Source organism: Aeromonas enteropelogenes (genome assembly GCF_020097295.1).
Lineage (GTDB): Bacteria > Pseudomonadota > Gammaproteobacteria > Enterobacterales > Aeromonadaceae > Aeromonas > Aeromonas enteropelogenes.
Genome location: NZ_CP083625.1, coordinates 714,850 through 736,925 on the forward strand (window position 1 = coordinate 714,850; position 22,076 = coordinate 736,925).

The window sequence follows — 22,076 nt, forward strand, 5'->3', positions numbered from 1 at the left end:
AAAAGCCTTGTTGCATATATGTTTCAGCATTGACGCTCAGGATGGAAAAGTTCAAGGGTAGATCCATGCAACACCCTTGCAACATCCACCATGCCTTCCTCTCTTATTGAAGCCAGAGTAGTCACTATTTTTACTAATGACGCAGGGGTATTGCGCTGCCCCTGCTCCCCTTGCAACGGCATGTCGGGCGAATCGGTTTCCAGCAACAGAGATGAGAGCGGCATATCACGAAATGCCTCACGGGTCTTGTTGGACCGCTCATAACTGATCACCCCACCGACCCCCAAGCGAAATCCCATCTGCCAGAAAGTGTCGGCTTGCTGCCGGGAGCCGCTGAACGCATGAATCACCCCCCCCCTGGTTGGTTTGAAACGGCGCAATAGTTTGGCAACCGTGTCATTGGCCCGTACCGAGTGCACGATCAATGGCAGCTCATATTCACAAGCCAGCCTGATTTGCGCCTCAAATAGCTCCAACTGCCCTTCCTGGGGAACATGGGAACGCAGATCCAGCCCGCACTCGCCTATCGCCACCAGCCCGGCCGGGCGACGAGCCACCAACATTCGCAGCCGTTCCATCACCCCTTCCTGCTGTGCGCCGGCATACCAGGGGTGAATGCCCAAGCCATAGAAAATATCGGCATGCTGGCCTGCCAAAGCCATTACCCGCTCCCAGTTATCCTCAGCGATGGCAGGGATGATATACTCCCGGATCCCAAGCTGTCGGCAATGTGCCAGTAACACCTCCCTGTCCTTGTCGAAGACGGGAAAGTCGAGATGGCAATGACTGTCAATCAGCTGCATATCACTACACCTATTTGCGGTATTTAATGGGTCATTCAACACAATGAAACACAGACACCATGGTTTTACCCTGATTGAACTGGTACTGGTCATCATAGTGCTGGGTATTCTGGCAGTCATCGCCCTGCCCCGTTTTATCAATATCAAGGATGATGCGTTAAGAAGCAGTGTCGCGGCGACGGCAGGCAGTTTTGCCAGCGCGGTGCAGCTGGCCCATGCAGGATGGGCTGTTGCCACCAAGGGAGAGGCTGTCGCACTTTACAATTTGGGGAGCCATGGGGAGGGCAAGTCGGACATCAATCGCTACGGATGGCCGTCAGGTTCCGAAGAGGATTACAACCAACCCGCCAATACCCCCTATCAGCCCGGTTCAGGAAACCATATCTCGGTCAGCAATCAATCGGATTGCCGTTTGCTGTTTACCGACCTCCTTGATGGCGACCAGACGGTAGCTTCTACCAACCAACCTGATGAGATCAAAAAGCAGGCGGACTATCTTTCGGACATGGTTGGCCCGGGACATCCTGATGAGGAGGAGGGTGATGAGATGCATTACAACTGCCGCTATATCCTGCGCGACTCGATGGGCCGCTTCCAGACTGGTTCAGATTATGAAAACGGCCTCGGCTTTGAGTACAACAGCGTTACCGGTGCCGTGACCCGCAATTTTGACTAGAGGAAGAAGAGGTCTTTTCCGACTGATCTTTTGATGACTCCTCATCGTAACGCACCGGCGTGCAGCAGCGCCGGTTTTGCGGTGTGAGCCCCCACTCTTCGCACCATGCGTCGTAACGGGCCAACCAACGCAGCAAGACTCCTTTCATGCTCATAGCATCCCTCTTTTCTTGTTCAGTCGAACACCATGCTACCAGAGAACACTCGCTGAACAAGCTGCCTGTCTGCCTGCATCAGTACCAATAAAAAAGCCGGGCAGCAGTGCTGACCGGCTTCTCTGGATTGATTTTACGAGGCATATGCCTGGCTTAGAGGCTCTTGAGCTTCTCTTCGGGCAGGGCCAGCTCGTCGTTGTGGTTGACCCCGATCCCCCGTTCCAGCACGTGACGGGCAATGGCGTGCGCCTCTTCCAGAGAGTGCATGCTGAAGGTACCGCACTGGTATTCGTTAAGCTCGGGGATCTGCTTCTGATCCTGCACGGTCAGCACGTCGCTCATGGCCGCTTGCCAAGCCACACCCACCCGCGCCTCGTCCGGCGCACCAATCAGGCTCATGTAGAAACCGGTACGACAGCCCATGGGGGAGATGTCGATGATCTCGACCCCATTACCGTTCAGGTGATCCCGCATGAAACCGGCAAACAGGTGCTCAAGGGTATGGATGCCTCGCTCGGAGAGGATCTCCTGGTTGGGCACACAGAAACGCAGATCGAACACGGTAATGGTGTCCTTGTTCGGGGTCTGCATGGTCTTGGCCACGCGTACCGCAGGGGCTTCCATACGGGTGTGGTCAACGGTAAAACTGTCCAATAACGGCATTTCTGACTCCTGATTGGGTTACCAGAACCAGCCCCCGGTGGAGAGCTGATCCTTGCACTGTCGATACTGGGCGCCGTAGCGTTGGGCTCGGGCCTCTACCTTGCGGGAGGTTTTCATCAACCAGCCCTTGCTTCGGTAGCTGCCACGCCGGTAGCCACCCCACCCTTCGTGATAGTTGAGATACTGGCCATACGCATCCCACTTGGAGGTGCCGTTCAGCCGCTGGGCCTTGTGAGTGTACCAGCCCATAAAATCGATGGCGTCGGCAAAATCGTCCCGATCACTCCAGCTGTTGCCGGTTTCCCGCTGGTAATCGGCCCAGGTTTCATCTTTCACCTGAGCGTAGCCATAGGCGGAACTGGCCCGCCCGGTCGGGATGAAGAGGAAATACTCCATGGGCGGCTGGGCGTCATGTACGAAGGAGGACTCCTGATACATCATGGCCATGACCACCTGGATCGGGGTTCCCCACTTCTCGTTCATCTTGAGGGCCGCCTCATGCCAGTCAGGCTTCTCGCGAAAGATCTGGCACAGGTTTTCCGGCTGGGCCGGCTGCCGGCTACTACAGGCGGTCAGGCCAGCCAACAGGCCTGCCACCACAACGAGGCGCATCCACATCAGATGGCGTCTTCGTTCTCTTCGCCAGTACGGATACGAATGACCCGCTCCACGTCACAGACGAAGATCTTGCCGTCACCAATCTTGCCGGTGCGGGCTGTGTTCTGGATCGCTTCCAGGCAGGCATCGAGATCCTCATCCTGCACCACCAGTTCCAGCTTCACTTTCGGCAGAAAGTCCACCATGTATTCGGCACCGCGATAAAGCTCGGTGTGCCCCTTCTGGCGGCCAAAACCCTTGACTTCGGATACCGTCATGCCGTTGATGCCGATCTCGGCCAGAGCCTCGCGCACATCGTCCAGCTTGAACGGTTTTATGATGGCTTCAATCTTCTTCATGGTGACTCCTTACCAGTTCTGTTTGCCAAACCCGGATGTGATTGGGTAACGACGATCCTTACCAAAATTGCGGGCCGTGATGCGGGGACCGACCGCAGCCTGACGGCGCTTGTATTCGTTGAGATCCACCAGACGGATCACCTTGCGCACCACCGCCTCTTCGAACCCTTCGGCCACCATGTCGGCGACCGAGGCATCCTCTTCGACGTAGCGCTTGAGGATGGCATCCAGGATGTCATAGGGAGGCAGGCTGTCCTGATCCACCTGATCCGGCGCCAATTCTGCCGAAGGGGGACGGTCGATAACCCGCTGCGGGATCACATAATCGACCGAATTGCGGTATTCGCACAATTTGAAGACCAGGGTCTTGGGTACGTCTTTGAGCACGTCGAAACCGCCGGCCATGTCGCCATACAGGGTGGCATAACCCACCGCCATCTCGCTCTTGTTACCGGTGGTGAGCACAATGCGACGACGCTTGTTGGAGAGCGCCATCAAGAGCACGCCGCGGCAGCGAGCCTGCAGGTTCTCTTCGGTGGTATCGCGAGCCGTGCCTTCAAACAGGGGGGCCAGCTGACCCATAAACCCTTCGAACATGGGCTCGATGGAGATGATGTTGAATTCAACACCCATCCGCTCGGCCTGCTCCTTGGCATCTTCCACGCTCATCTGGGCGGTATAGCGAAATGGCATCATCACCGCCTGCACCTTGTCGGCACCGATGGCATCGGCCGCAATCGCCAGAGTCAGGGCAGAGTCGATACCGCCGGAAAGCCCCAGTACGGCGCCCTGAAAGCCGTTCTTGGTAACGTAATCGCGTACCGCCAGCACCAGCGCCTGATAGGTTTCGGCCAAAGGCTCCAGCGGCGCAGCCGGTTCCCGCTCTTTCACCGGCTCACCATCGGCAAAGCGTACCAACGCCAGCTCTTCGTCAAACGGCGCCAGCCTGTGAGTCAGCTCGCCATGGCTATTGAAGACTTTTGAGCAGCCGTCGAAGATCAGCTCATCCTGGCCACACACCTGATTGAGGTAAACCAGCGGTACGCCGGTCTGATCGCAGCGCTCCGCCATCAACTCGCGGCGGATCCAGGGTTTCTCCTGATCGTAGGGTGAGGCGTTGATGGTGAGCAGCAGCTCGGCTCCCGCCGCCCTGGCGGCCAGCGCCGGACCTGGTTGCCAGAGGTCTTCGCAGATAAGCAGACCCAGTTGATGACCTCGGAATGGTGCCACGCACGTCTCTGTACCTGCAGTGAAGTAACGCTTCTCGTCAAACACCCCGTAGTTGGGCAGATCCCGCTTGAAGTAGCGTGCCACCAGCTTGCCCTGCTCGTAGAGGGAGGCTGCGTTGTAGAGTGCCTCTCCTTCCCGCCAGGGGTGCCCCACCAGAATGGCGCAGTTGCCTGCCCAGGTAGCAAGACGGGCCAGCGCGGCATCAACCCGGAGCATGAGATCACTGCGCAGCAGCAGATCTTCCGGCGGATAGCCGGTCAATGCGAGCTCGGAGCAGACCAGCAGATCGGCCTCTTGCCGATCTGCCTCGGCGGCCGCAGCCAGTACCTTGTCACAGTTTTCTTCGATGGCGCCTACCGTCAGATTCAACTGGGCAAGCATCAGAGAGAGGGCTTTTGCCATGGCGATGCATCTTAAAATCAAAAATGATGGGGAATGATAAAGAAAAGGCGCTGGCTGTGCCAGCGCCCGAGGTTCAGGGAGTACAAGTCAGGTTTGCAGCATTGGTCACACCATTGTCCACCAACAGGGCACAGGGGCCCGTGATCACCTGGCCACTGGCAGGCGGCGTCATGGCGATACTGAGGGAGGCCGGCTTCAACAAGTAGGTTTTATTGCCCTGAGCGCTATAGGATAAATTCACAACCAGATTACTGTTTTGTGCGGCAGAACAAACGTATGTAGCGGGCTGGTTGTTGGTTTTTGGCACATCGATACGACAGGTGGCTCCCGTGGTTGTCGTAGTGACTGTCAGCCCGCTGAACGTGTTGGCCTTACAGGACTCTGGAGCGGAATTTTGCCCATTGCCCTGTTCAAGACACTCGATTCGTCCCGATACGGTCAGGGTCGGCACCGTCTGGGAGCTGGTATCGATCGCCACCGGCATGGTGGCACTCTTGGCCTCGCTCTGATCCACCGGAGAGATGAGCGAAGCGGTGATCCCCGAGTTCCCCTGATAGGCGGTTACCTTGATCGAGGCGCTCTGTAACACGTTGGACGCATCCTTGGTGCTCTTCTTGGCCGACAAATAACCACGGCTGTAACTGCCAAAGTAGTAGTTGCTGAGATCAACCACCGTCTTGACCGTCTCGTTGGTCACTCCCACGTAATCAGAGGTACTGCCGGTGAGCTGGCCATTCAGGGGCACCAGGCTCCACTCCGCCAGCATGGTCAGGTTGATGTCCTGAAACGGGATCCGGGCCAACAAATCCTGTGATGTCAGATCAAGCTTCGCGAGATTGTCTGGTGAGAGCACATCCACATAGATACCGCGGGCAATCAGCTGGGCCGTCCCCGTGTTCATGGTGATCTTGGTGCTGGAGTCTCCTCCCGCAGCCGCGTTGGTAGGCAGCCAGTCGGCAAATTCAATGATCGAGGGGGGCGTTGCCGTGGGGTTCGCAGTCCAGTTGAGGGTGTTCTTCTGCCAGGTAACATAAGTGGTAACAACGTACTTGATGTAGTTCTGATAGCTGGTCTGGTTCTCAGCCTTGGCGAGGAAGTCGGCGCTGGTCACTATGACTTTGATCAGGTTCCAGTCCGGCAGGGGACGATAGTAGCCATCGAGCCGGACAAAGCGGCAAGCATCGACATAATTCCCGCTATTGACCGATGAAGGAGAACCGTTGTAGCGCTGCCGGCTGGTATGAAGCGGCGAGTAAAACTGGTCAAAACTGCTGCCACTGCCATCGAAGTGATCCTTGCAACAGCTGGTACAGAGGGCCGGTTGATCCTTGACGCTGCTGTTGAGTACCCCTGTCTGCTTGATCACCTGGGAGCCCGCATTCCAATAAAGCAAATTGCTGCTGGTCAGGGTGGCCTGGCCGGGCAGGTAAGCGTTTATGCTCGAGCCATAGCTGCAGGAACAGGAGACCGAGGCCAGATCCTGCAGCACCTGTTGGGTGTTGCCACCATTGTCGGGCTTGTAGGTGACCGTCTCGAACTGCACCAGCTTGCCAACCGCACCATCCTTGGAGGTCACGGTCGGCAGCGGCTTGCTGGTCTCCTGCTTGCGGCCTTCCTGATCGATCTGGATCGAGATGACATCAGGCGCAACTCCGGGGGTATAGACCACGTGGGGCGGCTCGCGACTGGTATCCAGCCCGCCGTTGAACTGATTCTGAGTCAGCGATTCCGCCGGCGACACGGCCCCGGAGAGTAGCAAGGAATGAGTCTGCCCGACGCTGTCGCTCCAGCTGACGGTCACATTGACTACCTTTCGGCCAGGATAGGAGTACAAATAACCCGCCGGGATCGCGGTCTGCCAGGCAGAGCCATTCCAGTACTGGTTGCTGACGGCCCAACTCAGGGCATAAGTCCCTCCTCCATCGGCAGGAGTGGCCGAACTGGTGCCCGCCGTTATGTTGTTGTAGGCCGTGAGCGGCGAAACCGCACTCACCACCCCGTTGAAGGTGCGAAACGCATCGAGTTGTGACTCGGCCAGCCGCATGGCCACCTCGTAGCGACGACTATCTTGGGAGGTATTGAGCAATGAGCGAGACATGGCCACCAGACCTGCCACACCCACCCCAAGCAGAACCAGGGTGATCAAAATCTCCAACAGCCCAAATCCCTTGTGCGGTTTCATAGATGCTCCTACCAGTCCCGCCAGCTACCAGGCACCAGATTGATGCTCTGAAACGCCGCCCCATTTTCGATATTACTCAACACCGCCTGATCATACTTGGCATCGAAGGTCCCATTGGCCGTCTTGCCCAGCTGATAGTTGGCTACTACAGCGCCGTTGACGATTGCCCCCCCCTTCAGGCTGACGTCGGTGGTGGCTGTGGCGGGCGTGGCTGAGTAGGCGAACACCAGTCCGTACAGGGTCGCATTCCCGTTCACCATCAGGTTGCCGTTGCGTATGATAAGCACGACCGGCGCAGCGATCGAACCGATCGACCCACCCGGTTTGCAATCACCATCGACGATGATGAGACCGCGCGAGGCGGTCGACAGTGAATCGCAATTGGTCAGCAGTTGCACCGCCCGAGACTCCAGATTGGCCCAGCCGGCAGCATCATCATTCTCGTTGAACAGATACCAGACCAGATCCGTGGGGAAGTCGGTATCGTTGTCCTTGATGTCCGATTGTTTGTCGCCCTTCTGGCTGATGTTGGCGCTGCAGCCTCCGCTGTAGTCCCCCTGATGACAGGTCTGACCGGAGCCATTTGTCAGATCTACATTACCGTTGGTCCAGATGGAGAGCGGCACTCCCGGTCCCCCTCCGTTAGGATTGGCCACCACGGTAAAGTTGCCGGATACGGCCATGCCACCAGCTACCGTCAGGGGGGCGGCCGGGGTGCCGGCCAATACGCTTATCTTGATAGCCTTCACTTCAACCTCGGCATTGGCCGTCGCATCAACCAGGGTCGCCTGGGTGCGTATTTTCACCGGTGTTACACTCGCCCCTCCCACGATCACAGCCGGTTCATCCAGCGCAAAGAGGGTGTAATTGCCAGCCGATACGGTGACGGAAACACCGCTGCTAGGGGTACGCCAGGTGGCATCCTGCGCAAGCCGCCCGACCCCGTCCGACACCCCCAGCTCGGCCAGCGCCAGCGCCTGGCGATACTGCACCTCGTTGAGGCTGACACGACGATCCGCCACCATCAACTTGCCCACCAGCAACGAGATGCCAAGCAGGATCACGATAAGCAGCAGAGTAATGGTGAAGGTGGTAAAGCCAAGATGACGTTTCATGGCATCAATACCCGTCGTTGCGCAGCTTGATATCGCGCTGCAGGGTGAGTTTGAGTGCGGAGTTCGCCTTGTACTGACCCGAGATGGCCATGCGCACCGTCCTCGCGCCGGCCGAGGCGCTACTGCCAAACAGCGAGAAGGTCAGATCGGTTACCTCAATGGTGTTGTCGGTGCTGAGCAGGTTGCCAGTGCTGCAACTGGTGCCAAGTTGCACCCCTTTGTCAGCGCTGTCATAGCTGTAAATAAAGGTTTCATCAGAGCCAAGAGACCCGTTGTTATCATCATCATATTTCAGTCTGATGCAGCGATAAATCTTGGAACCACTGACGGTCTCATTCATCAGATCGCTGCTCGTATCGAAATAAAACGGGGACCTGGCTCCCGATGCAGCCCCGAGAAATGCGGTAGCCCCCTGATCGTAACCGGTTCGCTGCACATCACGGGCTATCATGTCAGTGATGCTCTGCAGCTCCTGATTGAGGCGACTCACCTGCATGGATGTTTGATTGGCCTTGAGGATGGTGGCAAACAAAGATGTCACTGCGGCGACCAGAAACAGACCCGCGACCATGGCCACCATCAGCTCCACCACGTTGAATCCCCTTGGTGCTTTCAACATGCAGGCACTCCACTGACATTGCTGACACCACAGGTGCGCACACGCCCGACATTATTGGTCTTGACCTGCATGGAGTAGGTACCGGACGAAATGGCAATATTCCCCGCCGCCAAGGTGGCCCTTCTGGGCGAGATACTTAGAGGCCTGACATTGGTCACCGATTCACTGTAACTGGCCACCAGGCTGATACCGGGGTATTCGCTGGCATCGGCCCCCTTGCGTCCCTCAATGCTTGAGCAGGAATCGCTGCAGCTGCTGCAGCTACCATCAATATGGATTCGATAACACCAGTTACTGGTGCCGCTGTTGAAGATAATAAACTGCAAGGTGCGATTACGTTTGATCGCTTCTGACTTGAGCAGCATCACATCCGTGTATACAGCCTGGGTGGCTGCTTTGACCATTTGTTCCTGGCGCAAAGACTGATAGCTGGGGATCGCCACGGTCAGGAGCAACGCGACCAGCGCCAGGGCAATCATCAATTCAATCATGGTAAAACCGGCGGAGCGGCACTCTGCGCATTCCATTGGCTAAAGACTCCTTTCTTTTCGCACATGCCAGTAGAGTGTGGTGTCAGTACTATCCTATAGTATCTATCTGTTTAACGAACCCTGCCGCCCCCATGAGAATCAAACAATCAGGTATTACCCTGCTGGAATTGATGGTGGTAGTCGCCATCGTCGCCATCATTGCCGCTGTCGCCTACCCCAGTTTTACAGATGGTCTGCGTAAATCCCGTCGGGCTGAAGCCGTCAAGGGATTGCTGACCATGCAGCTCAAACAGGAAGAGTTCCGCATCTCCAATGCCAGCTACAGCAGTGCCGTAGCCAATGTGGGCAACCCGACCAGCGATTACTACACCTTCACCATTTCAGGCGCCACTGCCACCGCCTACACCCTGGTTGCGACCAGCAAGGGAGCCCAGGTCGGCGACAAGTCCGGCAGCACCAGCTGCGACAGCCTGACCATCAACAAGGCCGATATCAAGACCCCGACCGAGTGCTGGAAATAAGTTCTACCAGCATTCGGCCGTTGTCATGGTGGCACGCGATACCCCCTGCTGTCCGCTCTGATCGAGAGTCAACAATCCACAGGGGTCGCCATTCATCACACCGGTCGGAATAGCCGTCAGGGTATAACGGGCCCCGCTGGCATTGAGCGCCAGATTGTAATAAGCCGCACCACCATCCCTGGGCAGGGTGGCCAAGCCGGCAGAGGCCAGGTTGCCAGTGTCGTAATTGCCATTGGCGGTAAACTCCCGCTCCAGATATTGCGCGGCCTCCAGCAAAGTCGCTTTGGCTTCGGCCCGCTTGGCGGACGCCATGTAGTTGTTGTAACTGGGATATGCGATCGCAGCCAGAATGGCGACTACGACCACCACTATCATCAACTCAATCAGGGTAAATCCTCGTTCCATTCCAGCCTCTACTCCAGTTGCAACCAGGACTGACGACCACCCAGATCGCCCGCCCCCTCTTCCAGCGTGACCGAGATGTTGCCGCTGGAGCCGCTGATGTATTTACGCTCCATATCGGCATCCTCCACTACGCTCGGCGTCGTGGTGAGCTCGTCAAATTGCTTTCCACTGACCGGCACCTTGATGTCATTGCCAGCCTCATCCTTGATCCCGACATAGTCATCATCGTTGACGGCACCGTCGCCATTGACGTCGAATACCGAGTAGGTGAGACGGGCGCCCGAAACGGGATCCAGCTCCATCAGCCAGGAGCGGCCACCAAAATCGCAGGCATCCGCCGACGGTATCAAGGTGTTGAAGATGAGCCGCTTGTGCCGGTACAGCATCTCGGAAACTGCCCGCTCCCCGACCCCCTTGCTCAGCCCGGGTGATTTCAACACCAGATACCAGCCCTTCTGGCTGGTGTAATTGACATCCCTGCTGGAGACCACCCGCACATTGAACTTGATGGTGGTGCCATTGGCCACGAATTCATGGGTAATGCTCTGCTGCAACAACTGGCTGCGGCTCACCTCGCTCCCAGTGTCCCAAATGCCGTAGACGGCCTCCAATCTTGGATTGGTGGGCAATGACTTGTCATCATTGGTGAAATAGCTGCCCGTGCCCATCAGCACCATGATCCCTCCCCTGGGATGGCGGATCGCCAGCGGCCGCATGGTGATGGACTGGCGCGTGCTGGTCGAGCAGGCGCCATCGCAAGCCTGAAACAGCGGCTTGGGTTTGTTGCCGGCCTTGAACGCGATTCCCCATTGGGCGCTGTTGTTGTCACTCAGGTCGAATTTCCAGAGATTGCCCTGCAAATCGCCAGCATAGACATAGTCGACCACCCGATCGCCATCCTCATCCACAGGCAATGGCGAAGAGAGGCCATTGGGCTCGCTGGCCGATCCTACCTGGGTGTCAATCTCCTTGATGACGGCGCCGGTCGCCAAATCCAGCACAAACAGCCGCGCCGTCTGGCTGCTACTGTTGTACCCGTTGGCCACCAGGGCGACCCACTTGTTGTCGGCCTTGACCCGCACCAGCGTCGGGGCGGCCAACGCGATCCCCATCTCGGAATGGGTGAACTCCCACAGCATTTTGTCAGCGGTGAAGTTGTTCGGTGCGGTCACATCGATGGCAAATACCGCCTTGCCCCCCGCCCCGGTAGAGCCCAGCAAGAGGGTCTTCCAGCGACTCCCCAGATAGGCATCCCCGACCCTGGGCGTCCCGTCCACATAGTAGCGGTGGTTGTAATCCGGCCTGGTCAGCTGGGGCAGTTCCCCCAGCAGGCTGGCCGGGATATAGGCAAGTTGCTCGACACCGTCGGCCACCCGAAAGCCGTGCAGCATGCCGTCATTGGCACCGACATAGAGCATGGGCGGGCGACGGGCGATCGCCGTCGAGCTGAGGAACGCCTGATAGCTCTCCCGCTCGGTCTGGGTCAGGCCAGTCGCGCTGCTGTAGCCGTAATCGCGCTTGCCCACATAGACGGGATCCGAGTTGATGATGTCACCGAGCAGATCGCTGCGATTGCGAAATACCCCGCCATTGCGCTGCTCGCCACCGCGCTCACCGCGCAGATAGGCGACCCGGCTTTCTCCCAGATTGTCACCGGCAATATTGAGCAGGGTGCGGTTGGTATTGTTAAGCGCCTCCCAGGTGAAGGCGATGCCGGCCCCGCCTTGCCGGGTGAAGATGCTGCGTGCCGAAGGCTCCGGTATCTGGGTGGCGGCATCCCAGGCGATATTCCCCAGAGAGCCATCACTGTTAAGCGGGATCGAGACCAGTTGTCCCGACCAGTCACCGCTGTTGTAACGGGCCTGGTAGATATGGGTGTTGCTGTCGAGACGGGTGGCGTTGGCCGTTACCGAACTGGCAGAGCTGTTGCGGGCGGCAATCTGTGCCAAAGTACTGCTCAGGGCCTCGGCGAAGGTATCCGGATCCGCCGCGCTGAAGAAACTCCCCTTGCTGTTGACGGCCGCATGCCACAAATCGTCGATCTTGAACTCATCGGAATCATAAGGATTCGGCCAGCTGCCCGGGATACCGTTGGCAGGATTGAGCGAACCGTTGACCCCAAGCCCTACGGTAAAGTTGACCAGATGCTGCCAGTTGGCAGGGTCTGCCGTGCTGGTCGGCACCTTGTTGGCCAGGTCGCGACGCAGATCCGTTTTCCAGTATTTGTAGGCCACGTCCGCCAGGGTGTTCTTGATGCCATCCTGGTCCTGATCGCCGACCGAGGGCGAATCACCGTTCCAGTAGCCATCCGTCATCAGAATGTTGTAGCTCTGGCGGCAGGTCAGATGAGGAAGTGTGCTGCCGGCACGGGCAGACCAGGGGCCGTTATTGTCACTGCGGGAAAAATACTCCCCTACCTCTTTCAGGCTGGTGCGCAGCGGTGTCCCCTTCGCCGGAATGTCGCGGCCATACAGCTCATCGAAAAAAGCGGTTCGATCAGTACCTGAAAAAGGGGTGACACCGCGGATCACGCTGCCGCTGGCATTGATGGTGGCAAAGCCGACCCGAATGGCCTCCCCCTGGCTGGCGAAGGCTCTTCCTACTCCGGCCCGGGCCGCCAGGATCCGCGAACGATAATAAGTGTACCAGTTGGCAAAGTTCTGAATTTCCTCGTCATAGGTACAAACGGGCGCATTTTTGCAGTCACTGCGATTGGGGCGACCGTCATAGATGGTGGCCACCGCTTTGTTTATCACCACCCGGGTATAGTTCTTGGCGTTGAATACATTGCCACTTCCCTTGTAGTCAAAATAGACAGCCGGCCAGAAACTCTCGTCTTGGTTGTAATAATAAGGAGAAAACTCGGTGTAATAGATGGCCCACCATGCTCGATTGGTTTGAGTCAGGTCACGGCAACCGGCCGCCGTCTTCATAGGGTTGTGAGGGGCACAGGTCACTTTGGCATTGGCCATCAAGGAGCCATCCGCATTGGCCCAGGGACGATAGGTCAGCTGCGGGTTGTAATAGAGCTTGTTGTTATGGCTGGAGCGCACGTAGGCATTGCGGGCATTGTCGCTGGCAAAGGTGATCGTATAGTTGTCGTAATCATCACTTCCGTAGACCTGGCTGGCACGTGGATAGACATAGCGTGCATCGTTCTCGATCAAGGACTCGGGCATGATCTCGAAATGCATCGAACCCGAATCATCCAGAGTAAACATGATATTGGGATCGGCCCGGGTGCCGAGATAGAGGGGAACCTGGGCAATATCAAGCGCCGCCTGCGCCGAAGCGCAGCAGAGCATCACCGAGAGTCCAAAACCGAGTTTGCCCATACACCGCCTCCTAGCGACTATAGGTCGATTGCAACAGCACCCGGCTCTCGTCCGAGAGACCAAATCCCCTTGCCGTGATGCGATAGAGGCGACGCTCGCTGATGGGCTCATCGACCGCCAGATTCTCGCTGCCCCCCTGGGCATAGGGCAGCCGTTCGATAAAGTATTCAGGGGCTCGCCCTGCCAGACCGCTGTTGGCATAGGTGCGCCAGGATGTGGAGGGTGATGCGGGATCCACCGCAGTATCGACAAATTCATACAGGCCCGAGCTGTTGTCATAAGGACCCGAGTTGCCAGCCTCGATATAGCGTTCGGCGGCGCGCAGGCCCGCTTCTGCCGCCTGCAGCGCTTGCAGCGCCTCCTTCTGGTTGCCAGCCATCTTCTCCTGCAGCTGCGCGCCCCGCATGCCGGCCATGCCCAGCAGGCTCACCATGACCAGAAAAATCAGGCTGATCACCAGCGCCATCCCCTGTTGTCGATGCATCATGACTGGGCTCCTCAAGGTAACCGGTTACGCAGCGCGACCGTGGTCTCGGCTACCCAGTACCAGTTGCGATCGGTCGCCTGAAAGGTGGCGCCGGCAAAGCTCAGGGCTTGCGGGGCCGACACCACATTGCCCTGATTGCTGCGCATCAGAAGCTGCACCCCAATCCCCAGGACGTTGTCCCAGTTTGGATTGCTGGCGGCGCTCACATAGCGATCCGTCGCCCGATCCCGGTTCTGATCCTCCCCGAACGTGAGCTGCATATTGGCCACCCCTTCGATAAGGGGCATACCGATGGCAACTCCGCTCTTGCGATAGAGGGCGTAGGGGCTGTTGGCCGAAGGGCGAGCAATATAGTAGAGGCGGGTTTCCACCCGGTTCAGTACCGATCCTAACCCGAAGCGCTCCTCGGCCGGACTGCTTGTCCCGCCCCAGGAGCTGGTTGCATTACCAGGTACAAGATTGCCGTTATTGTTGTTCTCGGCATGAACAATGTTGACCTCACGCCCTCCACCGACTCCCTGCACACGTGTGATCTGGAATATTCTGGCCTTCTGGCAATCGGAGACCATAACGATGTCTCCCTCGCACAGATCGCTGTAACCCTGCTTGCCGGTGCCGCAATAATCCACCTTGCTGGAGAGGTGCTGGACAAACAGCTGGGCGGCGTTGTTATGGTTATCACGACTGAGCGGCACCCCAACCCCAGCCGGCCCTTGAACCAGCAGCACGTCGCTACCCGGCATGGGCCTGGGTTCGGCTCCCGTGAACAGGGCAGAAAGAGGGGCTGGCAAGGTGGCCGTCACATTGTCATAGCCACGCAAAAAGGTAGTGAAGTTGTAGGGCAGTGCCGCGTTGTTGTTGAGGGTATTGGTGATATTGACCCCCTGTTTGCTGAGGCACCCCTGATAGCCCACCATCCGCAGCTCTTTTTGCAGCAGATTGATGGCAAACCGGCTGTCTTCCTGTACCCGGGCAATCGCCTCGCCAGTGAGATAGGTTTTGTGATTGCCAAGAAATACCTGAATGATGACCCCCACAGTCACCAGGGAGAGCACCAGGGCGATCATCACCTCGACCAGGCCGATCCCGCGCTGGCGTAGGGGCAAAGCGACCCTGCTCATAGATCCGTCCTAAGGGTCATGCTGCGCGACGCAGGATCGGTGGCCAGCCGGCTGCTATCCCACTGAATGGTGATGGTGGCCCTTCCGGCGCTGACCGCCACGGCACCATCGCCACCCGGCAGCTCGCTCAATACCCGCTTCCAGTGCAGCAAGTCCTGTACCGCCATGGAACTGCCCGAGACCGTCTGGCCCAGATCGATATTGTATTGCCCGATCAGGGCCGCGCTGCGATTGGCCCGCATCATGTCGTTGATCATGTAGGCGTACTGGGTCGCTTCGGTGCGCGTCAGGGCAGACTGATTGCTCTTGAGAGCCTGCAGCTGCAGGGTCGCCATGCCCAGAATGCCGATGGAGAGCACCAGCACCGAGATCATGATTTCAAGCAGTGACAAGCCCTGTTGTCGTGTCATGGGCAACGTACCTCAGCAATGGAAGGGCGACCTGCCGCAGTGATAGTGATATCGCGGGCCGCCTCGTTGCGACACCCTTCCGGGCGCAGGGCAAACACCTGCGATGCCTGTGAGCGGCCATCGAGAAAACCGTCGCCACTGAAGCGCAACAGAGAGGTATTGCTGCTCAGGGTACCTGTCTCCATATCGGGGAAACCCCGCAGCAACTCGCCGTTATCGAGCCTGCCGTTGCCATTGCCATCGACCCAGATCTGCCAACCGGCCTCCCAGTGATGCTGGGTCAGATTCTCGGCCGAGGCGGAGAGGGTCACCGCCGCATTGCGGCGAATGGCTTCGGAACGGGCAAGGTTGATAGCTGCCACAAAGTTGTTGGCCTGGGTATTGAGCGTCATGCTGCGCAGCAGAGAGTTGAAGGAGGGCACTCCCAGCGTCAGCAAGAGAGAGACGAGCGCTATGGTAACCATCAGCTCGACAAGGCTAAAACCTGAACGCAAAAACATCCTGTTTCGCTCTGATTTGTTCCGGGGATGCAGACACAGCTCCATGTGTGTTCAGCCAGAGTAGGGGCTTGCAGGCAGTCTATGCCGGACACCTTGGGTTTCAATCCTGTCTATTCAAAATTTCGAGCTACATCATCAATTTTCGCTGCGATCTGGTCGCGAACGTGCACAAAGGACTCGTTGGAACCAAAAACAAAAAGCCACCTCGAAAAGGTGGCTTTGGCAATACATGGTCATCCGGCGAGGATGAGACGCGTCAGATGATGCGCAGCTCGGGCGGTACCTCGAACACCACATTCTCTTCGCGACCCGGATGTTCGGCCACCATCTTGCCCCCCAGCTCGCGCAGGCGGGCGATGACGCTCTGCACCAGCACCTCGGGTGCCGAAGCTCCGGCAGTCACACCGATCGCCTTCACACCGTCCAGCCAGGCGGCATCGATCATGGAAGCATCATCGATGAGATAAGCCTTGGTGCCCACCTTCTCGGCCAGCTCGCGCAGCCGGTTGGAATTGGAGGAGTTGCGGGAGCCCACCACCAGCATGGCATCTACCAGCTCCGCCATCTCCCGTACCGCGTCCTGACGGTTTTGGGTGGCGTAGCAGATATCGTCCTTGCGCGGCCCCTGGATCTTGGGGAAGTGCTGGCGCAGGGCATCAATCACCTCGGCGGTCTCGTCCATGCTGAGGGTGGTCTGGGTGACGAAGCAGAGATCATCCGGGTTCTTCACCTGGAGTTTGGCTACGTCATCCGGTGTCTCCACCAGATACATGCCCCCCTCGCGGTTCTCGTACTGTCCCATGGTGCCGATCACCTCGGGGTGGCCGGCGTGACCGATGAGCACTGCTTCGGAGCCCTTGCGGCTGGCGCGATGGACCTCCATGTGCACCTTGGTCACCAGTGGGCAGGTAGCGTCGAACACCTTGAGGGCGCGGGACTTGGCCATCTCGCGCACCGTCTTGGCGACACCGTGGGCGGAGAAGATAACGATGCTGTCATCGGGTACCTCATCCAGCTCCTCGACGAACACGGCTCCGGCATCCTTGAGCTTGTTCACCACATAGCGGTTGTGCACCACCTCATGGCGGACATAGATGGGGGCACCGAACTTCTCCAGTGCACTCTCGACGATGCTGATGGCGCGGTCGACACCGGCGCAAAAGCCGCGGGGATTGGCCAGCAAGATATCCATCAGAGCACCTTCTCCTCGTCGTCAACGCCCAGGATCTCCACCTCGAAGGTGACCGTATGACCGGCCAGCGGGTGGTTGAAATCGACCGTCACCGACATCCCTTCCACCGCCCGAATGATGCCGGGCAGCTCGCTACCGTTGGGCTGGTCGAACAGGATGATGGTGCCGACTTTCGGCTCCGCATCGGTACCAAACTTGGCTCTGTCCAGATGGTAGATGTTGTCAGGGTTGGAGAGACCAAAGGCCTGTTCAGGGGCCAGGGTAAAGCTCTTGCTCTCCCCTTCGCCCAGGCCGAGCAGACACTGCTCGAAGCTCGAAGTCAGGCTGCCATCCCCCATCCGCAGACGGGCCGGCTTGCCGTGCAGTGCCGTGCTGTCGGCAACCGAACCATCTTCCAGCTTGATGGCGAAATGAAACAGCACGCTGCTGTCAGCACCAATCTGTCGGCTCATGCCGCCCCCTTTTTCTCGCCTTGCTCACCCTTGGATGAGCGAAAGCCGTCCAGCACTATCATGGCGGCGCCGATGAAAATGAAGGTATCGGCCAGATTGAAGGCCGGCCAGTGGGCCCGGCCCCAGTAGAAGTCGAGGAAATCGACCACATGGCCCAGCACCAGCCGGTCGAACACATTGCCGAGCGCCCCGCCGATGATGAGGCTGTAGGCGATACCGCTCCAGCGCTCGGTCACCGACTGCTTGCGCAGCCAGTGGATCAGCAGACCGCAGATGGCAAAGGCCAGCACGGCGAAGAACCAGCGCTGCCAGCCCCCCTGATCGGCCAGAAAACTGAACGCTGCGCCCTTGTTGTAGACGTGGACCAGATTGAAGAAGGGGGTGATCTCCACCCCCGGGTAGCCAAATGGCAGCAACTTGACCACGGCGAGCTTGCTCGCCTGGTCCAGTATGAAGGCCAGCATCGCCAGCCACAGCCAACGCAGGCCGCTTTTATGGTGAGTCATGTTCATCAGGCAAATTGACGAGTTTCGCCGTCACCCTCGACGTTGGTGACACAGCGGCCACAGATCTCTTCGTGACCAGCGATGGTACCCACGTCTTCCACATGGTGCCAGCAGCGGTCGCACTTGGCGGCGGCAGACTGGGCCACGCTCAGCCACAGGTCATCACGCTCGGTCGCTACAGTCCCTTCCGGAGCCGCATCGGCCACGACCACCTTGGCCTTGGAGGTGAGCAGCACGAAGCGCAGCTCGTCGGCCAGGGTGTTGAGGCGGGCAGCCAGCTCCGGCTTGGCGAACAGGGTCACTTCGGCCTGCAGGGAGCCACCGATACGCTTCTCGCCACGGGCGGCTTCCAGCGCCTTGTTCACTTCACCACGCACAGTGAGGATCTCGGCCCAGAACTCGTCGCTCAGCACTTCACCCGCTTCCAGCCCAAACAAGCCGTCGTACCACTCTTCGGTGAACACGAACTCGCCACGCTCGCCCGGCAGCAGTGCCCAGATCTCGTCGGCGGTGAAGCTCATGATGGGTGCCATCCAGCGCACCATGGCCTCGGCGATGTGATAGAGAGCAGTCTGGCAGGAGCGGCGGGCCAGGCTGTCTGCCTTGGCGGTGTACTGACGGTCCTTGATGACATCCAGATAGAAGGAGCCCATCTCGATGGAGCAGAACTGCATCAGCTTCTGGGTCACGCCATGGAAGTTGTACTCGTCGAATGCCGCCACGATCTCGGCCTGTACCGCCTTGGCACGGCCCACGGCCCAGCGATCCACTACGACCATGTCGGCAGGCGCGACCATGTCGGTCGCCGGGTTGAAGCCGTTCAGGTTGGCCAGCAGGAAGCGGGCAGTGTTGCGGATGCGACGATAGGCGTCGGCGGAACGCTTGAGGATCTCGTCGGAGACGGTCATCTCGCCGGTGTAGTCGGTGCTGGCAACCCACAGACGCAGGATGTCGGCACCCAGCTTGTTCATCACGTCCTGAGGGCTCACCACGTTGCCGATGGACTTGGACATCTTGCGGCCCTGACCGTCCACGGTGAAGCCGTGGGTCAGCACCTGGTTGTAGGGGGCCTTATCCTTCATCGCCACGCCGATCATCAGGGAGGACATGAACCAGCCGCGGTGCTGGTCAGAGCCTTCCAGATACATGTCGGCTGGTTTGCCGTTGAACTCGGGACGAGCGTCGACCACGGAGGCGTGGGTAGAGCCGGAGTCGAACCAGACGTCCAGGGTGTCGGGCACCTTGTCGTACAGATCGGCATCGGCGCCGAGCAGCTCGGCCTTGTCCAGATCCCACCAGGCCTGAATGCCGGATTGCTCGACCCGCTTGGCCACTTCATGCATCAGGCGCACGGATTCCGGGTGCAGCTCCTGAGTCTCTTTGTGGACGAACAGGGAGATGGGCACACCCCAGGTGCGCTGACGGGAGATACACCAGTCCGGACGACCTTCCACCATGGCCTGGATGCGGTTCTTGCCCCATGCCGGGACCCAGCCGCTCTGGCCGTGCTGAGCGATGCCATCCTTCTCGATGCGATCGATCTCTTCCAGGGCGCGCTTGCGCAGGCCGTTTTGATCCATGCTGATGAACCACTGCGGGGTGGCACGGAAGATGATCGGAGTCTTATGGCGCCAGCAGTGCGGGTAGGAGTGGTTGAACACCTTGTGATGCAGCAGGGCGCCGCGCTCGGTCAGCACCTCGACCACGGCCGCATTGGCCTTGAATACGTGCTGGCCGGCAAACAGTTCGGTATCCGGCAGGTAGACGCCGTTGCTGCCCACCGGGTTAGCCACTTCCAGACCGTATTTCTGGCCAACCACGAAGTCTTCCTGACCATGGCCCGGAGCTGTGTGAACGGCGCCGGTACCGGCGTCCAGGGTGACGTGATCACCCAGCACCACAGGCACGTCGAAGCTGTAGAAGGGGTGGTTGAAGCGCAGCAGCTCGAGGGCCGCCCCCTTGGCGTAACCCAGGTTGTGGTAGTGCTCGATGCCGGCGCGGTCCATCACATCCTTGACCAGCTCGGCAGCCAGGATCAGGCGCTCGGGGTTGTCCCCTTCGACCTGCACCAGGGCATAGTCGAGGTCGGCATGCATGGCGATGGCGCGGTTGGCCGGCAGGGTCCACGGGGTGGTGGTCCAGATCACCGCAGAGAGGGTGCCCTTGCCGGTGTGCCCTTCGGCACAATCAAACTTGGCCGCAACGGCTGCTTCATCGACGGCCTTGAAGCGCACGTCAATGGAGGGGGAGTTCTTGTCGTAGTACTCCACTTCGGCTTCAGCCAGGGCAGAGCCACAATCGGTACACCAGTGCACCGGCTTGGAGCCCTTGTGCAGGTGGCCGTTCTCGACGATCTTGGCCATGGAGCGGATGATGTTGGCTTCAGTGCCAAAATCCATGGTCAGATAGGGGTGTTCCCAGTCACCCAGCACACCCAGGCGGATGAAGTCGGCCTTCTGGGCCTCGATCTGGGTCTTGGCATACTTGCGGCACTCGGCGCGGAACTCGGCGGCGGAAACCTTCTCGCCCGGCTTGCCGACCATGCCTTCCACTTTCAGTTCGATGGGCAGACCGTGGCAGTCCCAACCCGGGACATAGGGGGAATCGAAGCCGGACAGGCCCTTGGACTTGATGATGATGTCTTTGAGGATCTTGTTGACCGAGTGACCGATGTGAATGTTGCCGTTCGCATAGGGGGGGCCATCGTGCAGAATGAAAGAAGGCTTGCCCGCTTTGGCGCGGCGAATAGCGCCGTAGAGATCCTGATCGTACCAACGCTTGAGCATGTTGGGTTCGCGCTTGGCCAGATCGCCACGCATCGGAAACTCGGTTTCCGGAAGATTCAGGGTGTGTTTATAGTCGCTCATCAGTCCTGGGTTCCCTTCTTTTCTAAAAGAGTGCTGGGTAAATGAAATTGTGGCAGCCCGAACCAGGCTCGGGCCACCAGGGCATCTCGTTCGATTTGCTCTTTCAAGGCAGAGAAAGAGGCAAACTTCTGCTCTTCGCGCAGCTTGTGGCGAAGCAGCACCTTGACCTGTTGACCATATAGATCACCAGAAAAATCAAATAGATGTACTTCCAATCTAGCTTGTGTACCGCTCAAGGTAGGCCGTACACCCACATTGGCGACACCGGGGAAGGTCTTGCCGGAACATAACACTTCCACCGCGAACACGCCACCGACCGGGATAACCTGGCGCTTGAGGGCCAGATTGGCGGTAGGAAAACCTATGGTGCGCCCCAGCTTGTCGCCGTGGGCCACTCTGCCGCTGATGGTATAGGGGCGGCCAAGCATCAGCTCCACCTCGGCCATCCGGCCAGCCTTGAGGGCTTCGCGCACCAGGGTGCTGCTCACCCGTTGGCGGGACAGCTGGAAACTTTGGGTGCTGATCACTTCGAAACCGAAGCGGCGGCCCGCCTCTTCCAGCAGGTGAAAATCCCCTTCCCGCCCCTTGCCGAAGCGAAAGTCATCGCCGACCACCAGGTAACGCACGCCGAGTTTCTCGACCAGCAGTTGCTCGATGAAGGTAGACGCCGCCTGTCCGGCAAAACGGTGGCTGAAGCGCACGCAGAGCAGGCGATCGATCTGCAGCCCCTTGAGCGCTTCATACTTTTCCCGCAACCGGCTGAGTCGGGCCGGGGCCGCAGCGCCAGCAAACAGCTCCAGCGGCTGGGGCTCAAACAGCATGACGCAGGCGGGCAATCCCAGATGGGCCGCTTTCTCCTTGAGACGTGCCAGTACCGCATGGTGACCCTGATGAACCCCATCAAAGTTGCCAATGGTCAATACACATCCCCGGTGACGGGGCTTGAGATTATGAATGCCGCGAATAAGCTCCATCGGTGCCTTGTACGT

The 22,076-nt window shown here is 58.7% G+C and carries 22 protein-coding genes; 2 read left to right on the top strand and 20 right to left on the bottom strand.

The window, feature by feature from the left end; all coding sequences use genetic code 11:
* Window positions 1-23: 23 nt before the first annotated feature.
* Window positions 24-803: a TatD family hydrolase gene (locus LA321_RS03260; protein WP_042071089.1), complete on the bottom strand. Its 780-nt coding sequence runs from the start codon at window positions 801-803 to the stop codon at window positions 24-26.
* 43 nt (window positions 804-846) lie between these two features.
* Here LA321_RS03260 and LA321_RS03265 point away from each other — a divergent pair, with 43 nt between their 5' ends.
* A complete protein-coding gene (locus tag LA321_RS03265) occupies window positions 847-1,479 on the top strand; it encodes a prepilin-type N-terminal cleavage/methylation domain-containing protein (protein ID WP_026455769.1) in 633 nt (210 codons plus the stop codon).
* A 307-nt stretch (window positions 1,480-1,786) separates the two neighbouring features.
* On the opposite strand, the gene luxS is transcribed toward LA321_RS03265, so the two are convergent.
* The 8 genes from luxS to LA321_RS03305 all read right to left on the bottom strand — a co-directional run bounded on the left by luxS (window position 1,787) and on the right by LA321_RS03305 (window position 9,327).
* Window positions 1,787-2,296: an S-ribosylhomocysteine lyase gene (gene luxS, locus LA321_RS03270; RefSeq protein ID WP_042071087.1), complete on the bottom strand. Its 510-nt coding sequence runs from the start codon at window positions 2,294-2,296 to the stop codon at window positions 1,787-1,789.
* Window positions 2,297-2,314: 18 nt separating this feature from the next.
* Window positions 2,315-2,908 carry a transglycosylase SLT domain-containing protein gene (locus tag LA321_RS03275; protein WP_042071346.1) on the bottom strand — a complete coding sequence of 198 codons (594 nt, stop codon included), beginning with the start codon at window positions 2,906-2,908 and terminating at the stop codon, window positions 2,315-2,317.
* 5 nt (window positions 2,909-2,913) lie between these two features.
* Entirely contained in the window at window positions 2,914-3,252 is a 339-nt protein-coding gene (gene glnB / locus LA321_RS03280; RefSeq protein ID WP_026455772.1) for a nitrogen regulatory protein P-II, read from the bottom strand.
* Between the two features lie 9 nt (window positions 3,253-3,261).
* The gene (locus LA321_RS03285; protein ID WP_042071086.1) at window positions 3,262-4,884 is read right to left on the bottom strand and encodes an NAD+ synthase; all 1,623 of its coding nucleotides are present in this window, start codon (window positions 4,882-4,884) and stop codon (window positions 3,262-3,264) included.
* Between the two features lie 73 nt (window positions 4,885-4,957).
* The gene (locus LA321_RS03290; protein ID WP_042071084.1) at window positions 4,958-7,066 is read right to left on the bottom strand and encodes a type IV pilus modification PilV family protein; all 2,109 of its coding nucleotides are present in this window, start codon (window positions 7,064-7,066) and stop codon (window positions 4,958-4,960) included.
* Window positions 7,067-7,074: 8 nt separating this feature from the next.
* Window positions 7,075-8,181, bottom strand: a complete 1,107-nt coding sequence (locus LA321_RS03295; RefSeq protein ID WP_042071082.1) for a PilX N-terminal domain-containing pilus assembly protein — start codon at window positions 8,179-8,181, stop codon at window positions 7,075-7,077.
* Between the two features lie 4 nt (window positions 8,182-8,185).
* A complete protein-coding gene (locus tag LA321_RS03300; RefSeq protein ID WP_026455775.1) occupies window positions 8,186-8,773 on the bottom strand; it encodes a PilW family protein in 588 nt (195 codons plus the stop codon).
* 20 nt (window positions 8,774-8,793) lie between these two features.
* On the bottom strand, window positions 8,794-9,327 hold the full coding sequence (locus LA321_RS03305) for a GspH/FimT family pseudopilin (RefSeq protein WP_026455776.1): 534 nt from the start codon (window positions 9,325-9,327) through the stop codon (window positions 8,794-8,796).
* A gap of 95 nt (window positions 9,328-9,422) precedes the next feature.
* Here LA321_RS03305 and LA321_RS03310 point away from each other — a divergent pair, with 95 nt between their 5' ends.
* Complete coding sequence (locus LA321_RS03310; protein WP_026455777.1) at window positions 9,423-9,812, top strand: type IV pilin protein; 390 nt, start codon at window positions 9,423-9,425, stop codon at window positions 9,810-9,812.
* Window positions 9,813-9,815: 3 nt separating this feature from the next.
* Here the strand turns inward: LA321_RS03310 and tppA are convergent, their stop codons facing one another.
* From tppA to ribF, 11 genes are all read right to left on the bottom strand, one after another.
* Window positions 9,816-10,217 carry a type IVa pilus pseudopilin TppA gene (gene tppA / locus LA321_RS03315; RefSeq protein ID WP_042071079.1) on the bottom strand — a complete coding sequence of 134 codons (402 nt, stop codon included), beginning with the start codon at window positions 10,215-10,217 and terminating at the stop codon, window positions 9,816-9,818.
* 8 nt (window positions 10,218-10,225) lie between these two features.
* Complete coding sequence (locus tag LA321_RS03320) at window positions 10,226-13,552, bottom strand: pilus assembly protein (protein WP_042071077.1); 3,327 nt, start codon at window positions 13,550-13,552, stop codon at window positions 10,226-10,228.
* 10 nt (window positions 13,553-13,562) lie between these two features.
* Window positions 13,563-14,039, bottom strand: a complete 477-nt coding sequence (locus LA321_RS03325) for a pilus assembly PilX family protein (protein ID WP_156141007.1) — start codon at window positions 14,037-14,039, stop codon at window positions 13,563-13,565.
* Between the two features lie 11 nt (window positions 14,040-14,050).
* Window positions 14,051-15,160, bottom strand: a complete 1,110-nt coding sequence (locus LA321_RS03330; RefSeq protein WP_042071075.1) for a PilW family protein — start codon at window positions 15,158-15,160, stop codon at window positions 14,051-14,053.
* Entirely contained in the window at window positions 15,157-15,570 is a 414-nt protein-coding gene (gene pilV, locus LA321_RS03335) for a type IV pilus modification protein PilV (protein WP_042071073.1), read from the bottom strand. The genes LA321_RS03330 and pilV overlap by 4 nt, the downstream gene beginning before the upstream one ends.
* A complete protein-coding gene (gene tppE / locus LA321_RS03340) occupies window positions 15,567-16,070 on the bottom strand; it encodes a type IVa pilus pseudopilin TppE (RefSeq protein ID WP_042071071.1) in 504 nt (167 codons plus the stop codon). The genes pilV and tppE overlap by 4 nt, the downstream gene beginning before the upstream one ends.
* A 256-nt stretch (window positions 16,071-16,326) precedes the next feature.
* Window positions 16,327-17,262 (bottom strand): 4-hydroxy-3-methylbut-2-enyl diphosphate reductase, encoded by a 936-nt coding sequence (gene ispH / locus LA321_RS03345; RefSeq protein ID WP_042025852.1) that lies wholly within the window; start codon window positions 17,260-17,262, stop codon window positions 16,327-16,329.
* Window positions 17,262-17,714, bottom strand: a complete 453-nt coding sequence (gene fkpB / locus LA321_RS03350) for an FKBP-type peptidyl-prolyl cis-trans isomerase (RefSeq protein ID WP_042071069.1) — start codon at window positions 17,712-17,714, stop codon at window positions 17,262-17,264. Before fkpB ends, ispH begins: the two co-directional genes overlap by 1 nt.
* Window positions 17,711-18,226: a signal peptidase II gene (gene lspA / locus LA321_RS03355; RefSeq protein WP_042071067.1), complete on the bottom strand. Its 516-nt coding sequence runs from the start codon at window positions 18,224-18,226 to the stop codon at window positions 17,711-17,713. Before lspA ends, fkpB begins: the two co-directional genes overlap by 4 nt.
* Complete coding sequence (gene ileS / locus LA321_RS03360) at window positions 18,226-21,087, bottom strand: isoleucine--tRNA ligase (protein WP_042071065.1); 2,862 nt, start codon at window positions 21,085-21,087, stop codon at window positions 18,226-18,228. The genes lspA and ileS overlap by 1 nt, the downstream gene beginning before the upstream one ends.
* Window positions 21,087-22,061 (bottom strand): bifunctional riboflavin kinase/FAD synthetase, encoded by a 975-nt coding sequence (gene ribF / locus LA321_RS03365; RefSeq protein WP_042071064.1) that lies wholly within the window; start codon window positions 22,059-22,061, stop codon window positions 21,087-21,089. The genes ileS and ribF overlap by 1 nt, the downstream gene beginning before the upstream one ends.
* Window positions 22,062-22,076 lie beyond the last annotated feature (15 nt).

Excerpts from the sequence above, each read along its gene's own strand:
- LA321_RS03260 (WP_042071089.1), bottom strand. The coding sequence starts at position 803 with ATGCAGCTGATTGACAGTCATTGCCATCTCGACTTTCCCGTCTTCGAC.
- LA321_RS03265 (WP_026455769.1), top strand. The coding sequence starts at position 847 with ATGAAACACAGACACCATGGTTTTACCCTGATTGAACTGGTACTGGTC.
- luxS (WP_042071087.1), bottom strand. The coding sequence starts at position 2,296 with ATGCCGTTATTGGACAGTTTTACCGTTGACCACACCCGTATGGAAGCC.
- LA321_RS03275 (WP_042071346.1), bottom strand. The coding sequence starts at position 2,908 with ATGCGCCTCGTTGTGGTGGCAGGCCTGTTGGCTGGCCTGACCGCCTGT.
- glnB (WP_026455772.1), bottom strand. The coding sequence starts at position 3,252 with ATGAAGAAGATTGAAGCCATCATAAAACCGTTCAAGCTGGACGATGTG.
- LA321_RS03285 (WP_042071086.1), bottom strand. The coding sequence starts at position 4,884 with ATGGCAAAAGCCCTCTCTCTGATGCTTGCCCAGTTGAATCTGACGGTA.
- LA321_RS03290 (WP_042071084.1), bottom strand. The coding sequence starts at position 7,066 with ATGAAACCGCACAAGGGATTTGGGCTGTTGGAGATTTTGATCACCCTG.
- LA321_RS03295 (WP_042071082.1), bottom strand. The coding sequence starts at position 8,181 with ATGAAACGTCATCTTGGCTTTACCACCTTCACCATTACTCTGCTGCTT.
- LA321_RS03305 (WP_026455776.1), bottom strand. The coding sequence starts at position 9,327 with ATGGAATGCGCAGAGTGCCGCTCCGCCGGTTTTACCATGATTGAATTG.
- LA321_RS03310 (WP_026455777.1), top strand. The coding sequence starts at position 9,423 with ATGAGAATCAAACAATCAGGTATTACCCTGCTGGAATTGATGGTGGTA.
- tppA (WP_042071079.1), bottom strand. The coding sequence starts at position 10,217 with ATGGAACGAGGATTTACCCTGATTGAGTTGATGATAGTGGTGGTCGTA.
- LA321_RS03320 (WP_042071077.1), bottom strand. The coding sequence starts at position 13,552 with ATGGGCAAACTCGGTTTTGGACTCTCGGTGATGCTCTGCTGCGCTTCG.
- LA321_RS03325 (WP_156141007.1), bottom strand. The coding sequence starts at position 14,039 with ATGATGCATCGACAACAGGGGATGGCGCTGGTGATCAGCCTGATTTTT.
- LA321_RS03330 (WP_042071075.1), bottom strand. The coding sequence starts at position 15,160 with ATGAGCAGGGTCGCTTTGCCCCTACGCCAGCGCGGGATCGGCCTGGTC.
- pilV (WP_042071073.1), bottom strand. The coding sequence starts at position 15,570 with ATGACACGACAACAGGGCTTGTCACTGCTTGAAATCATGATCTCGGTG.
- tppE (WP_042071071.1), bottom strand. The coding sequence starts at position 16,070 with ATGTTTTTGCGTTCAGGTTTTAGCCTTGTCGAGCTGATGGTTACCATA.
- ispH (WP_042025852.1), bottom strand. The coding sequence starts at position 17,262 with ATGGATATCTTGCTGGCCAATCCCCGCGGCTTTTGCGCCGGTGTCGAC.
- fkpB (WP_042071069.1), bottom strand. The coding sequence starts at position 17,714 with ATGAGCCGACAGATTGGTGCTGACAGCAGCGTGCTGTTTCATTTCGCC.
- lspA (WP_042071067.1), bottom strand. The coding sequence starts at position 18,226 with ATGAACATGACTCACCATAAAAGCGGCCTGCGTTGGCTGTGGCTGGCG.
- ileS (WP_042071065.1), bottom strand. The coding sequence starts at position 21,087 with ATGAGCGACTATAAACACACCCTGAATCTTCCGGAAACCGAGTTTCCG.
- ribF (WP_042071064.1), bottom strand. The coding sequence starts at position 22,061 with ATGGAGCTTATTCGCGGCATTCATAATCTCAAGCCCCGTCACCGGGGA.